The sequence below is a fragment of the Citrobacter sp. Cpo037 genome (assembly GCF_030332945.1).
Taxonomy (GTDB): Bacteria; Pseudomonadota; Gammaproteobacteria; order Enterobacterales; family Enterobacteriaceae; genus Citrobacter; species Citrobacter portucalensis.
In genome coordinates this window covers 71,555-86,521 of sequence record NZ_JAOWGW010000083.1, presented here as the reverse complement: position 1 = coordinate 86,521, position 14,967 = coordinate 71,555, and the positions used below count along the sequence as shown (strand labels likewise).

The window sequence follows — 14,967 nt, the reverse complement described above, 5'->3', positions numbered from 1 at the left end:
TTTACGTACCGCCATTATCTTAATGCGTTTTATCATACGCGAAAATTGAAGACAGGTAAGTGTGATAAAGCTCTAACTTTAACCAATCCTCCAAAACAGCTATGGACAAATACGAAAATTAGGTTGCATAATTGAATAAAGAATCATTTGTGAATATATATTCATGGTGGTTACAGGTCAACTTATTATTACCAGCGTCAGTGTGGTCGCGGTAAGGAGGCAGAATGTTCCTGAGTATGATACAACGGCGTAAGCCTGAAGATGTGACGTATGGGAAATTCTGGTTTTTTTAGTCCCATGCAGAATAAATATTCCATATTGAAAATAAATTCAGAGGTGCTAAATGAATCCCTGGAACTATGATATCCAGACTCTTGAGCGCAAAGCGCGGGCGGTTCGCCGTCACATTGTTAGATTAAATGCTAACAGCCCTGCGGGTGGGCATACTGGTGCGGACTTGTCTCAAGTTGAGCTGTTGACGGCACTCTATTTTCGTATACTCAATGTCGCTCCGGAGCGTATCGCTGATGAGGCTCGGGATATCTACATCCAGTCTAAAGGTCACGCGGTAGGCTGTTACTACTGCGTTCTGGCGGAGGCGGGTTTTTTTCCCGTTGACTGGCTGGAAACCTATCAACATGCCAATTCCCATCTTCCCGGACACCCGGTGCGCCAGAAAACGCCGGGTATTGAGCTGAATACCGGTGCTCTGGGCCACGGTTTACCTGTTGCGGTGGGACTGGCTCTGGCTGCGAAGAAAAGTAACAGTTCACGCCGCATCTTTTTAATCACAGGCGATGGCGAACTGGCCGAAGGAAGTAACTGGGAAGCGGCGCTGGCTGCTGCTCATTATGGCCTCGATAACCTGATCATTATTAATGACAAGAACAATCTTCAATTAGCCGGACCGACTCGCGAAATCATGAATACCGATCCGCTTGCCGCAAAATGGCAGGCATTTGGTATGACGGTGACTGAGTGTCAGGGGAATGATATGGCGTCGGTTGTCGCCACGCTGGAAGGACTTAAGCAGGATGGCAAACCTAACGTCATCATTGCCAATACCACGAAAGGCGCGGGTATATCTTTTATCCAGGGGCGCCCTGAATGGCACCATCGGGTGCCAAAAGGTGAAGAGATCGAACTGGCTCTGGAGGAATTAAAAGATGAGTAATGCAGAACACCTCGCGAACGTCATGGTTCAGGCGTTCATTGATGCAGTGGAACAAGGTGTTGACCTGGTGCCGGTCGTAGCGGACTCGACATCAACCGCGAAAATTGCTCCTTTTATAAAGCAGTTTCCCGGTCGCCTGGTCAACGTAGGTATTGCCGAACAAAGCATGGTTGGAACGGCGGCAGGACTTGCACTTGGCGGTAAGGTCGCCGTCACCTGTAACGCTGCGCCATTTCTTATCTCCCGTGCCAATGAGCAAATTAAAGTCGATGTTTGCTACAACAATACCAATGTGAAGCTATTCGGTCTTAATGCTGGTGCCAGCTATGGCCCGCTGGCGAGCACTCACCATTCGATCGATGATATTGCCATTATGCGAGGCTTCGGCAATATCCAGATTTTCGCCCCATCTTCGCCACGAGAGTGCCGACAGATTATCGATTATGCGATTGGCTATCAGGGACCGGTATATATTCGTCTTGATGGAAAAGCTCTGCCGGAACTTCATGACGAGAGTTACCGTTTTGTTCCGGGGGCGGTGTTGACGCTGCGTGAGGGGGAGCATGTGGCGCTGGTGGCAACGGGCTCGACAGTTCATGAAATTGTTGATGCCGCCGCGCTGTTGGCTGACGCGGGAATTCAGGCGAAGGTGGTCAGTGTGCCTTCAATTCGCCCCTGCGATACCAAAGCCCTGTTATCTGCGTTACAAGGCTGTAAAGCGGTGATTACCGTGGAAGAGCATAATATTAATGGCGGGTTGGGAAGCCTGGTGGCCGAAGTGCTGGCAGAGGCCGGAATGGGGGCAATTTTGAAGCGTTTAGGCATCCCGGATGGGGAGTACGCGGCGGCGGCGGATCGAGGCTGGTTACGCCAGCACCATGGCTTTGACGCCGCAGCCATCGCGGCTCTGGCCCGCGAACTGCTTTGAATTCTATACTGTTGCCAGTGTGATTACAGCGTTGTCCGAAAAACGCCATTGCACACGATACGTTTGGTGGTGCGCGCGGAGGATCATCTGGTTATGCTGTAACACCACGATTTGATATTGCGTAAACCCGGCGTCTGCTTGTCTTGATGTCCGGGTTGCTTTAAAAGCGCTCTCTTTGGCGGAAAACGCCAGGGTGAGCGCCTGTTCAATAGACAAGCCGCTGTTTGCCAACAATTCTTTCTCAGCATGAGTGACAATGCTACTTGCCAGTTCGGTTGCCGTTTGTGGCGTAAAAATGGCTTCTATGTCAATACCCACCGACTGTCTTGATACCACCGCCAGCGCAGTTGATGCGCTATGGCTGATACTGCCAAACAGCCCCTGCGGCCATACCGGTTGGCGTTGTGTACCGATGCCGGGTACCGTTTTAAGGCCAAATTCGCGCAAAGCGTGTACTGCGGCAATACGCCCTGCTAAGTGCTCAGCTTTACGCTTACGTCCACAGGATTGAAGCTGAGAGTGGTGGGGGAGCCAGAGCAGGTCGTGCTCATGGAAGCTGTCGGTATCGAACTCGACAATGTGCAGCGTGTGGTCTGCGAAAGTGAGCGGTGTGTGCGTGGTGTGCATCATAGTTATGATTTCCCTCTCCCCGCAGCGAGGAGAGGGAAAGCGTTATCAGAAGTGTGTGTTAACGCTCATATACCACGTCCGACCCGGTTCGTTATAGGTGTACGCGCCAGCGCCCGCCATATAGTCGCCAGTTTTGATATCGCTGGTGGTTTGGGCATTACCTTCACGCCACAGACGTTTGTCGAAGACGTTATCCACGCCGCCGGTCAGGCTGACGTTTTTCGTCACATCCCAGGTCGCGCTCAGGCCGACGATGCTGTACGGACTCACTTCCTGGGCTGAACTGCCGGTCACTGGTTTACCCTGGTAATCATATTTCTTCGGCTGCTGTTTGCCGTACCAGGTAAAGGTGGATTGCAGTGACAAATCCTCACGCGCCTGCCAGCTCAGCGTTGAGTTCAGCGTGTATTCAGGAATAATCGACAAGCGTTCGCCGGTCTCTTTATTCTTACTTTGCAGCATGTAAGTGATGTTGTTGGTCCAGGTAACGGTTTCGCTAACCGGTACGTTCAACGTCCCTTCCAGGCCTTCCACCACCGCTTTAGGTACGTTTTCCCACTGATAGATATCGGTGTAGGTTGTTGTTTCTTTACCCGTAGTCGGGTTTTTCTGGGTAATTGACGTTCTGCTTAGCGGTACAGTCCCCGCTTCAATCTTGTTACGGTAATCGTTGCGGAACCAGGTGACGCCGGCCAGCCAACCGTCACGTTTGAACTCCAGACCAATCTCTTTGTTGATACTGGTTTCGGCCTTCAGGTCATCGTTGCCCATCATGTAGCAACCAATGCCCGTCGCAGATCCGGTGGCATAGCAGCCCTGGCCTTTGCTGTACAGAATATAGTTCGGGTTAGTCTGGTACAGGCTAGGTGCTTTATAGGCCCGTGCGATACCCATTTTCAGCGTAAAGTCGTCGCCCAGACCTTGGGACAGGTTCAGGGACGGGCTCCAGTTGTCGCCAACGACGCTGTGGTGGTCGAAGCGCAGACCCGGCGTCAACATGGTGCTGTCGGTCAGCTCCATGTTATTTTCAGCAAACAGGGAGAAAATTTCAGCTTGCGAATACGGGCTACGATCGGTGCTGCTGGCACCAGGTATGTTCCCGCCCATAAAGGTCTGGGTATTGGAACTCATGTCTTTCATACGCTGCTGGTTCCATTCGGTACCGAGCGTCAGGTTCTGGTTAACTAACAGGTCGAATGGAATGCTAATTTCGCTGTGCAGGGTGACATCCGCCAGGTCAGTGTCGGTAAATTGATTACTGTTAAATAACCCTTCAAGGCCACCTGCCAGACCTTCACCCAAACGGGAGTTACGGGTGTGTTCGTATTGCGCCCAGTTGCTGGTGGTAATGCCGTTGTCCCAGCCGCCGTTCCACGTCAGCGCATAGTTCTGGCGGTACATACGGTTGGTTTCTTTACCGTAGTATTTTTTCACCAGTCCGTTGGTTTTGTTATCGTTGTTGGTGTTTTGGGTGTCACCCGCATACAGGTTGCCCTGACGGCTGTAGCCAGCTTCAAACTCCAGCGATTGCATTGGGGCAAAATCCCAACGCAGCAGGCCGTTGATATCTTTGTTTTTTACCCCTTCACGACCCGCAGGCATCGTATCTGCGTAATCGCCCGTACGTGTTGACTGGTGACCGTCGTTAATGTCCCAGGCATCGGCCTGGGTTTTGTCGAGGTTACCGTTCAGGCGGAAGCTGAAATCCCCGCCCAGCGGGCCATTTAGACTAAAGTTGGTACGCTTGGTTGAACCTTCCTCCTTGTGTTCCGGGGCGTTGAAATAGGTATTCCAGGAACCATGCCACTCATCGCCGCCTTTCTTGGTGATGATATTCACCACTCCGCCAGCTGCGCCATTGCCATAGCGTGCTGCGGCAGGACCGCGCAGCACTTCAATACGTTCAATCATTTCCGGAGCAACCCAGGCGGTATCGCCGCGGGTATCACGCTCGCCGCGCCAGCCCTGGCGTACGGAGTTACGGCTGGTAACCGGTTTACCGTCGATCAAAATTAGGGTGTTTTCTGGCCCCATGCCGCGAATATCGATCTGGCGGTTGTTGCCGCGCTGACCGCTGGTTGAGTTGCCGGTCAGGTTAACGCCAGGCATGGTACGGATGATTTCCGACACATCGCGAGCGGGAGGGTTCTTACGAATTTCATCAGCGGTAATGGTTGAAACACCCGGCGCCTGCAAGTTCTGCTGGGCGGCGGTAACGACGATGGTGTCTTCATGAGAGACAGCGACGCTATCGGTTTGATCTTCTGCCATTGCTGGCAGGGCTACCCCGTAAATCCCTAAATTGACCAATAAGGCCAGTGAATGAATCTTGTTGTTCATTGTATGTCCTGCTGTTCTTTTAGCCACGAGTACCAATGTGCCGTGGTGCGGCATTTGGCCTGATGTCGCCCGCATCTGCGTAAACTATCCATTCCAGAAAAAGTACGCAGCGCCAGGTCGGTTTATAAGTGGTGAAAAACTGTACGCGCTTCCCACAGCGCGACAATACGCTATTGCAAATGCAAATAGTTATCAATAATATTATCAATATATTTCACGCTAGATCATAAAATTTCACAATAAACATGGGGTTATGGCTGTGACGACGTTAAAGATGGGAAGCGAGGCGTGGTGGCAGTCGAAAAAAGGCCCGGAGTGGGAGCGTGAAGACAACGGAAATTATCGGGTAACCTTCTGGTGGCGTGACCCACGGGGAACGGAAAAAGAGTCAGCCATTCATCGCGTTTGGGTTTATATCACCGGCGTCACCGACCACCATCAAAATGCCATCCCTCAGTCGATGCGACGCATTGATGGAACAAATGTTTGGTTCTGGAGTGTTTCCCTCAGCGCCAACTGGCGTGGCAGCTACTGTTTTATCCCAACAGCACGAAACGATATCTTCTCCTCGCTGGCGGCGGACGCTGCGCCTGACCGAAGCATCCTGCGTGAAGGCTGGCGGCAATTGCTGCCGCAGGCCATTGCCGATCCCCTTAATCCGCAGAGCTGGCGGGGCGGTCGTGGCCACGCGGTGTCTGCGCTGGAAATGCCGGAGGCACCCGTACAGCCAGGATGGGATCGACCTGAAAACCCAGATTCACCCGCAGTTTGCCTGCAATGGCATAGCGCCAGGCTCGGCAATACGCGTCGCGTATGGGTGTTTACCACCGGTGATGCTCAACCCGAAACGCGTCCGTTGGCTATCCTGCTGGATGGGCAGTTTTGGGCACAGAGTATGCCGGTCTGGCCTGCGTTGACTTCACTCACGCATCGCGGACACCTTCCTTCTGCCGTTTATATTCTGATTGATGCCATTGATACGGCTCACCGCAGCCATGAGCTACCGTGTAATGCGGATTTTTGGTTGGCGGTGCAGGAGGAGCTATTACCACTGGTGAAGACAACGACCGCGTTTAGTGACGATCCGCAGCGCACCGTGGTGGCTGGGCAAAGTTTTGGCGGGTTGTCATCGCTGTATGCCGGGCTGAACTGGCCCGCGCGCTTTGGCTGTGTGCTTAGCCAGTCGGGCTCTTACTGGTGGCCGCATCGTGGTGGTTATCAGGACGGGGCGATCGTCGAGCAACTGAAGACCGGGACCGTCAGCGCTCAGGGGCTGCGTATTGTCCTGGAAGCGGGGATCCGCGAGCCCATTATTTATCGCGCTAATCAGGCGTTATATGCCCAGTTACCTTCTGCACCACAGTCTATTTTCTGGCGTCAGGTTGATGGCGGACACGATGCGCTTTGCTGGCGCGGCGGTCTGATGCAAGGGCTAATGACGCTCTGGCAACCGCTTACCGACACGATTTAACCGGACGATGTTCCACGACAGGAGTTGAGTATGGAATTCAGTAACCCCTTCGATAATCCGCAGGGCCAGTTTTACATTCTGCAAAATCCCCAACGCCAGTTTAGCCTTTGGCCACAGCAGTGCTCGCTTCCTGCTGGCTGGCAAATTGCTTGCGAACCTCAATCCCAGGAAGCCTGCCAGCAATGGCTGGATGCAAACTGGACCAGGCTGACGCCAACGAACTACGTCGATGTGCAGGAGGCTCTATGACTCAGCGTTTACCGTTAGTGGCGGCTCAGCCGGGGATCTGGATGGCGGAAAAACTCTCCACATTGCCCTCGGCGTGGAGCGTGGCGCACTACGTAGAATTAACTGGCGAACTGGACGCGTCGTTGCTGGCGAAAGCAGTTGTGGCTGGCCTGGAGCAGGCCGATACTCTGCGGATGCGGTTTAGCGAAGATAACGGTGAGATCTGGCAATGGGTGGATTCTGCGCTCGCCTTTGCGCAACCTGAAATTATCGACCTGCGCGAAAAAGCCAATCCACATGAGGCGGCGCGTGCGTTGATGCAGGCAGACCTGCAGCAGGACATACGTGCTGATGGCAATAAGCCGCTGGTTTTTCACCTGCTTATACAGGTGGGAGAAAAGCGTTGGTATTGGTATCAGCGTTACCATCATTTGCTGGTCGATGGCTTCAGTTTTCCGGCCATTACCCGCCAGATAGCCGCAATTTATCGCGCATGGCTACACAGCGAGCCTACGCCAGACTCGCCTTTTACGCCGTTCGCCGAGGTGGTGGAAGAGTATCAACAGTACCGTCAAAGCGATGCCTGGCAACGCGACGGCGCTTTCTGGAGCGAGCAGCGAAAGCAACTCCCGCCTCCTGCCTCGCTGTCGAACAATCCGTTGCCGGGACGATCGGCCAGCGCGGATATTATTCGTATGAAGTTAACCGCGCCTGAAGGGGCGTTTCGTCGGCTTGCGGCACGTATGCCTGACGTTCAGCGTGCGGATCTGGCCCTCGCGCTGGTGGCATTGTGGCTGGGACGTTTATGCAGCCGAATGGATTATGCCGCCGGGTTTATCTTTATGCGGCGTATGGGGTCGGCGGCGTTGACCTCCACTGGACCGGTTTTAAACGTACTGCCATTTGGTGTGAGGCTGGATGCGGCAGAAAGCTTGCCTGCACTTGCACAACGACTGGCCGGACAGTTGAAGAAAATGCGTCGGCATCAACGTTATGATGCCGAACAAATCGTTCGCGACAGCGGGCGTGCAGCCGGTTCCGAGCCGCTGTTTGGCCCGGTGCTGAACGTGAAAATATTCGACTATCAGCTGAATATTCCCGGCGTTCAGGCACAAACCCACACGCTGGCGACAGGGCCGGTGAACGATCTTGAGCTGGCGTTATTCCCGGATGAAAACGGTGGGCTGAGTATTGAAATTCTGGCCAATAAACAGCGCTACGATGCAGAAATGCTGGCGCAGCATGCCTCGCGTTTAATCGGGCTTATCGAGCAGTTTGCCGACAATCCGGCGCTATGCTGCGGCGACGCCGGGATGCTGTTGCCAACAGAACATGAGCGGCTGGCGAAGATTAACGACACGATCGTCGAGATCCCGTCCACTACGCTGAGCGCGCTGGTGGCACAGCAGGCCGATAAAACGCCGGATGCCCCGGCGTTGGCCGATGCCCGCTATCAGTTTAGCTATCGCGAAATGCGCCAGCAGGTCGTGGCGCTGGCGAGCCTTTTGCGTGCACGCGGCGTCAAGCCTGGCGACAGCGTCGCCGTGGCATTACCGCGTTCCGTGTTCCTGACGCTGGCGCTGCACGGTATTGTTGAAGCCGGTGCAGCCTGGCTGCCGTTGGATACCGGATACCCGAACGATCGCCTGCGGATGATGCTCGAAGACGCGAAGCCAAAATTGTTGATCGCGACCAATGAGCAACTGGCGCGCTTTAGCGATATTCTTGGGCTGGAAAGTCTGTGCTATGACTCACCCCTGCCAGCAGAAGATGCTGCTCCGCTGGCACTATCTCAGCCCAATCATACTGCCTATATCATTTTTACTTCCGGTTCTACCGGTAGACCAAAAGGGGTGATGGTTGGGCAAACCGCCATCGTTAACCGTCTGCTGTGGATGCAAAATCACTATCCGCTGACCGCCGATGATGTGGTGGCGCAAAAAACACCGTGCAGTTTTGACGTCTCGGTATGGGAGTTTTTCTGGCCGTTTATTGCTGGGGCAAAGCTGGTAATGGCAGAGCCTGAGGCGCACCGCGACCCGCTGGCGATGCAGCAGTTCTTTGCCCAATATGGGGTGACGACCACGCACTTTGTTCCCTCTATGTTGGCTGCTTTTGTCGCTTCACTGACGCCGGAAACCGCGCGGGAGAGTTGTGCCTCGCTGAAACGGGTATTTTGCAGCGGCGAAGCCTTGCCTGCAGATTTATGCCGTGAGTGGGAACAGTTAACTCATGCGCCACTGCACAATTTGTACGGACCAACGGAAGCGGCGGTTGATGTGAGCTGGTATCCGGCCTGGGGGGAAGACCTTGCTGATGTAACCGGCAACAGCGTGCCGATTGGCTATCCGGTATGGAATACCGGTTTACGTATTCTGGATGCCATGATGCGCCCGGTGCCTTTCGGCGTGGCTGGTGACTTATATCTGACGGGGATCCAACTGGCGCAAGGTTATCTGGGCCGTCCGGATTTGACCGCAAGCCGTTTTATCGCCGATCCGTTTAACGCTGGCGAACGCATGTACCGTACCGGGGATGTGGCTTGCTGGCTGGAAAATGGCGCTGTGGAATACCTTGGGCGCAGCGATGACCAGCTTAAAATTCGCGGACAACGCATTGAGCTCGGCGAGATTGACCGGGTGATGCAGCAATTGCCAGATGTCGAGCATGCCGTTGCCCACGCCTGCGTATTCAACCAGGCGGCGGCGACAGGCGGCGATGCGCGTCAACTGGTGGGGTATCTGGTGTCACAATCGGGTTTACCGCTGGATACGTCCGCGTTGCGGGAAAAGCTGTGTGAAAAACTGCCTGCGCATATGGTGCCGACAGTATTGTTGCAACTGGCGGAGCTGCCGCTTAGCGCGAACGGTAAACTGGATCGTAAAGCGCTGCCGATGCCACAGTTGACGTCGCGTGTTTCCGGGCGCGCACCGCGAGCAGGGACTGAAACCACCATCGCGCAGTCTTTTGCGGCTTTACTGAATTGCGAGGTGAATGACGTGGCGGCAGACTTCTTTGCGCTTGGCGGACATTCGTTGCTGGCGATGAAGTTGGCAGCACAGTTGAGTCGGGTTTTAGAGCGTCAGGTGACGCCGGGGCAGATTATGGTGGCCTCTACCGTTGAACAACTGAGCGCTCTGTTGGAGAGCACTGATGATGAACAGTCGCAGCGTCTGGGATTTGAGGCACTGCTGCCGCTGCGTGAAAGTCACGGCCCAGCGCTGTTCTGTTTTCATCCGGCGTCGGGTTTTGCCTGGCAGTTTAGCGTGCTGTCGCGATATCTCAGCCCGCAGTGGTCGATTATAGGTATTCAGTCGCCACGACCGGATGGGCCTATGCAGACGGCGGAAAACCTCGACGCGGTATGCGAACATCATCTGGCAACGTTGCTCAGTCAACAGCCTCACGGACCTTACTATTTATTAGGTTATTCGCTGGGCGGCACGCTGGCACAGGGGATCGCCGCGCGCTTACATGCCAGAGGAGAGACGGTTGCATTCCTCGGGCTGTTGGATACCTGGCCGCCGGAAACGCAAAACTGGCAAGAAAAAGAGGCTAATGGGTTGGATCCAGCGGTACTGGCGGAGATCGAGCGTGAACGCGAAGCGTTTCTGGCGGCGCAGCAGGGGAATGCGTCAGAGGCTTTATTTAACGCAATCGAAGGCAACTACGCCGATGCGGTTCGCCTGCTTACCACGGCGCACAGCGTGCCGTTTGCAGGTCACGCCACGCTTTTCGTCGCTGAGCGCACGTTAGTACCGGGTGTGAGTCCTGAGCGCAGTTGGTCGCCGTGGATATCCAGCCTGGATGTATACCGCCAGGATTGCGCGCATGTTGATATTATTTCCCCCACCGCGTTTGAGGCGATAGGACCTGTAATAAATACACTGATTAATAAATCTGTGTAACAAGACGAATATTGCTATCGCGGTGATCGAATAATTCCATAATGTAAAAAATATGTTATGGAATTGTTCTTTTTTGTGCGGTGCAAGGTGATGAAAGGGGTGAATAAATTCCGAATATAATTTTTGGTAGGGCGACAAGCACAAAGAATGTTTCGGATAATTCTGACTAGCTGGTAGACTTCTCCCACAGGAATGTTTTTCTTTTAGGAAAGTTTTCAGGTCACGCAACATGTCATCATTAAATATTAAGCAAGACAACGTTTCGGAAATTACTGCTTATCCTCAGCCAACGGCAAATGCAAACGAAATTGATTTAGTGAATCTAATCGAAATCCTATGGCGCGCCAGGACGAAAATTATAGCGACTGTTTTCGCCTTTGCCTGTGTGGGTATTCTGGTCTCTTTCCTGCTACCGCAAAAATGGACCAGCGAGGCCATCGTGACGCCGGCAGAATCGGTTCAATGGCAGGAGCTCGAGAATACGTTGACCAAATTGCGCGTGCTGGATATGGATATCAGCGTTAGCAGTGGTGATGTATTTAACCTGTTTATCAAAAAATTCCAGTCGCCTTCATTGTTAGAAGAGTATCTGCGTTCTTCACCTTACGTGATGGATCAATTGAAGGGCGCTGATATCGACGAAATGGATCTGCATCGGGCTATTGTCAGGCTTAGTGAGAAAATGAAAGCGGTCGACGCCAACCAAGGTAAGAAGAATGAAACCTCGCTGTATACCGCATGGACGTTGAGCTTTACCGCGCCGCAGGCCGAAGAGGCCCAGGCTGTACTGAAGGGATATATCCAGTTTATTTCTGATATTGTGGTGAAAGAAACGCTGGAAGATATTCGCAATAAATTGTCCATCAAAACCAGCTTCGAAAAAGAGAAACTGGAGATGGATCGCGTCAGGCTCAAGAATCAGCTGGAAGCAAATATTCAGCGCCTCAACTACTCACTGGAGATTGCCAATGCCGCCGGGATTAAAAAACCGGTTTATAGTAATGGTCAGGCGGTGAAAGATGACCCCGATTTCTCTATTTCACTGGGTGCTGACGGCATCGAACGTAAATTAGAAATAGAAAAATCAGTAACGGATGTTGCTGAAATTAACGGTGAATTACGTAATCGCCAATATCACGTTGAGCAGCTGTTAGCGATGAATGTGAGCGACGTAAAATTCACACCGTTTAAATATCAACTTTCACCTTCGCTGCCGGTGAAAAAAGATGGTCCGGCTAAATCAATGATCGTTATTCTGGCCGCATTACTGGGGGGAATGGTGGCGTGTGGTGGTGTTCTGTTGAACCATGCCATGATGTCGCGTAAGCAAAAAATGACGTTTATTGATCAGCAACTGGTGTGATGAATTGTCGTATGGCGGCAAGCTGGCCGCCATACTGTAACGCGTGTTATTTGTTGCGTCCAAGCGGCACCACCAACGGCGTTCCGGCAACCGGATCGTCGATAATCATACAGCGCAGTCCATAGATTTTTTCAATAAGCTGCGCGGTGACGATCTCCTTCGGTGCACCCTCGGCAATAATTTTTCCGTCACGCAGCGCGATCAGATGTGTTGCATACCGACAGGCCTGATTCAGGTCGTGCAAAACGGCGGCCAGCGTGTAGCCTTTTTCCCGATTTAGCTCACTCAGCAGTTCCAGCAGATCGATCTGATGGCTGATATCCAGCCAGGTGGTGGGTTCATCGAGCAGCATAATCGACGTTTCCTGCGCCAGCACCATCGCAATCCATGCACGCTGACGTTGTCCGCCGGAAAGGGTATCCACACTTTGTGATGCCAGGTGGGTGATACCCGTCGCCTGCATGGCGTTTGAGACCGCAATTTCATCCTCTTGCCGCCAGCGGGTAAACAGCGGCTGGTGCGGGTAGCGTCCGCGGGCAACCAGCTCCTGTACCGTAATATCCCCCGGCGTGGTGGCGTTTTGCGCCAGCAAACCTATTCTACGGGCGACTTCTTTGCTGGCATAGTGCTGAATATGCTCGCCGTCGAGCCAGACCTTGCCGTGCGCGGGCGTCATCAGACGACTCAGCGTGCGCAGTAATGTTGATTTCCCGCAGCCGTTTGGCCCGATAATCGCGGTGAAATGGCCGTTGGGAATCGACACATTGAGGTTTTCCGCCACGGTAAATTTGCCATAACCCAGCGTTAACTGGTCGCCACGCAAACGGGCTACTGATTCGATCATTTTTTGCGGGACTCCTGAATTAACAAGACGATAAGATAAATACCGCCGAGGCTTACGGTAACAACGCCCACCGGAAGCTGATAAGGCATAAACAGCTGTTGGGCGCATAAATCCGCCATCAGCAACAGCAACGCGCCGCACAGCGCCGACAGGGTTAATCCCCAGCGCGATGTACCGCTTATACGTCGCGCGATATGCGGCGCGACAAGAGCAATAAACGAGATAGGACCGGCCAGCGCGGTGGCGGCAGCGGTTAGTACCACCGCAACCAGCATCATCATTAGACGTGAACGCTCAACGCTGACGCCAAGCGCACAGGCGCTGTCATCACCCATTTCCAGTAAGCGCATCCGGCGTACCAGCAGCGCGGCGCATACCAGCATGATGATAATCAGCGGGGCAGACGGCCAGGTTTTGGCCCAGGTCAGGCCATTGAGCGATCCGGCGTTCCACAGCCCAGCCGTCAGCGCGGTTTCTAATGATGCTTTCAGCAGCAGCCAGGTGTTGAACGCCACCAGCATGGCGCGAATGCCGATACCGATAATAATCAGCCGGAAGGTGTCGATACCATTGCGCCAGGCGAGCGCCCAGACCACCAGAGAAGTCAGGATCCCACCCAGCATGGCTGCCAGCGCGATAGCGGTGAGATGCTGTCCGAACAGCACCATTGCCACCAGCACACCGCTCCAGGCCCCGGTGTTGAAACCCATCACATCCGGGCTGCCCAGCGGGTTGCGCATCAGCGACTGAAATATTGCGCCGCTCACGCCGAGCGCTGCGCCAATCAATAGCGCCATGAGCACGCGTGGCAAACGCCATTCGGTCACCACCAGCGTAATACTGCGCGGCGCATCGCCGAGCAGGGCGGCAATAATTTGCTGGGTTTCCAGCGTAACAACGCCGCTACGCAGGCTCCACAAACCCATGACGAGACAACCTGCAACCAGCAGCAGGCTGCTGATTATCAGGCGGCGGGAGAGGTGCATCATGCGCCACCTCCGCGCGATTTACGGCGTACCAGAAAGATAAGCACCGGTGCACCGATAAACGCACTGACTACCGACACGCGCAGCTCGCCGGGGACAATCAGGCGACCGATTATATCGGCAATCAGTAACAGAGAAGGCGTTGCCAGTAGGGTTACGGGCAGTGACCAGCGGTGATCCGCCCCCACCAGCCAGCGTGCCATGTGCGGCATCATCAGGCCGATAAAGGCGATAGGACCGACAATCGCGGTCGCACTGCCGCACAGTACGGTAATAACCAGCAGGCCAATAAACTGCGTGCGAGCAACTTTACTGCCAAGCGCGGTAGCGGTGTCGCTGCCGAGGCTCAGGCTATTCAGGGCGCGACTGAGGAACAGTGCGACAGCCGCGGCAATCAGTACCGGTACCAGCACAACCTTCAGCGTTTGCAGGCTGCGGATATCCAGTGAACCGGCCTGCCAGAAACGCAGCTGATCGTAAACGTCCGGGTTGAGCAGGGCGATGCCGGTGGATAATCCTTCCAGCACCGCGCCCAGCGCAACGCCCGCCAGCGTCAGACGCACCGGGCTTAACTGCCCGCCGCCCTGACTGCCGGTAAAAGCTACGATCAGCGACGCAGCCAGCGCACCGCAAAAGGCCATCAGCAGCTGCTCTTGCGCAGAGGAAAAGCCGAACAGCGCGGCCCCCAGCACAATAGCGAAGCTGGCGCCGGAGTTGACACCCAGAATGCCGGGATCGGCGAGAGGGTTACGCGTGAGCGTTTGCATAAGTGCGCCAGCCAGGCCCAGCGCGCCACCGGCGAGCAGCCCCGCCAGCGTGCGCGGCAGGCGCGCGTCCAGCACGATGGTGCAATCAGCACTTTGACAACTGCCGGTGAGCGCATCCAGCACCACGGAGGCAGGTAGCGACTTGGCGCCAATACCCAGACTTAATACCGTGGTGAGAACAAGTAATAACAATAGTCCGGGCACGGCGAAGGCACGTGTCGCGGAAACAGAGCATGACATATCAACTTCCCTGATAATGATAGTAATTATCGTTATCGATCTTATTTGGATATGTTAGCATGTGCAGCCATCGAATGGATATTGAAAA

General features: G+C 54.2%; 11 protein-coding genes. 6 read left to right on the top strand and 5 right to left on the bottom strand.

Annotation, left to right across the window (positions count from 1 at the left end):
- Window positions 1-343 precede the first annotated feature (343 nt).
- Complete coding sequence (locus OGX94_RS24390; protein ID WP_003831177.1) at window positions 344-1,174, top strand: transketolase; 831 nt, start codon at window positions 344-346, stop codon at window positions 1,172-1,174.
- On the top strand, window positions 1,167-2,102 hold the full coding sequence (locus OGX94_RS24385) for a transketolase family protein (RefSeq protein WP_003831178.1): 936 nt from the start codon (window positions 1,167-1,169) through the stop codon (window positions 2,100-2,102). Before OGX94_RS24390 ends, OGX94_RS24385 begins: the two co-directional genes overlap by 8 nt.
- Before the next feature lie 3 nt (window positions 2,103-2,105).
- Here the strand turns inward: OGX94_RS24385 and entD are convergent, their stop codons facing one another.
- Together entD and OGX94_RS24375 are read right to left on the bottom strand one after the other, a co-directional pair.
- A complete protein-coding gene (entD, locus tag OGX94_RS24380; protein WP_257661733.1) occupies window positions 2,106-2,729 on the bottom strand; it encodes an enterobactin synthase subunit EntD in 624 nt (207 codons plus the stop codon).
- Window positions 2,730-2,777: 48 nt separating this feature from the next.
- The gene (locus OGX94_RS24375) at window positions 2,778-5,072 is read right to left on the bottom strand and encodes a TonB-dependent siderophore receptor (protein ID WP_257661466.1); all 2,295 of its coding nucleotides are present in this window, start codon (window positions 5,070-5,072) and stop codon (window positions 2,778-2,780) included.
- A gap of 253 nt (window positions 5,073-5,325) precedes the next feature.
- Between OGX94_RS24375 and fes the strand changes: the two genes are divergently transcribed.
- From fes to wzz(fepE), 4 genes are all read left to right on the top strand, one after another.
- Complete coding sequence (gene fes, locus OGX94_RS24370) at window positions 5,326-6,543, top strand: enterochelin esterase (RefSeq protein WP_257661467.1); 1,218 nt, start codon at window positions 5,326-5,328, stop codon at window positions 6,541-6,543.
- A gap of 30 nt (window positions 6,544-6,573) precedes the next feature.
- Window positions 6,574-6,792 (top strand): MbtH family protein, encoded by a 219-nt coding sequence (locus tag OGX94_RS24365; RefSeq protein ID WP_257661468.1) that lies wholly within the window; start codon window positions 6,574-6,576, stop codon window positions 6,790-6,792.
- Window positions 6,789-10,679 (top strand): enterobactin non-ribosomal peptide synthetase EntF, encoded by a 3,891-nt coding sequence (gene entF / locus OGX94_RS24360; RefSeq protein ID WP_286570097.1) that lies wholly within the window; start codon window positions 6,789-6,791, stop codon window positions 10,677-10,679. The genes OGX94_RS24365 and entF overlap by 4 nt, the downstream gene beginning before the upstream one ends.
- Before the next feature lie 229 nt (window positions 10,680-10,908).
- Window positions 10,909-12,042, top strand: a complete 1,134-nt coding sequence (gene wzz(fepE), locus OGX94_RS24355; protein WP_257661470.1) for an LPS O-antigen length regulator Wzz(fepE) — start codon at window positions 10,909-10,911, stop codon at window positions 12,040-12,042.
- 46 nt (window positions 12,043-12,088) lie between these two features.
- Here the strand turns inward: wzz(fepE) and fepC are convergent, their stop codons facing one another.
- The 3 genes from fepC to fepD are packed head-to-tail and all read right to left on the bottom strand — an operon-like array spanning window position 12,089 to window position 14,879.
- Window positions 12,089-12,886, bottom strand: a complete 798-nt coding sequence (gene fepC / locus OGX94_RS24350; RefSeq protein WP_003831189.1) for an iron-enterobactin ABC transporter ATP-binding protein — start codon at window positions 12,884-12,886, stop codon at window positions 12,089-12,091.
- Window positions 12,883-13,875: an iron-enterobactin ABC transporter permease gene (fepG, locus tag OGX94_RS24345; RefSeq protein WP_166465318.1), complete on the bottom strand. Its 993-nt coding sequence runs from the start codon at window positions 13,873-13,875 to the stop codon at window positions 12,883-12,885. The genes fepC and fepG overlap by 4 nt, the downstream gene beginning before the upstream one ends.
- Entirely contained in the window at window positions 13,872-14,879 is a 1,008-nt protein-coding gene (gene fepD, locus OGX94_RS24340; RefSeq protein WP_174785016.1) for a Fe(3+)-siderophore ABC transporter permease, read from the bottom strand. The genes fepG and fepD overlap by 4 nt, the downstream gene beginning before the upstream one ends.
- Window positions 14,880-14,967 lie beyond the last annotated feature (88 nt).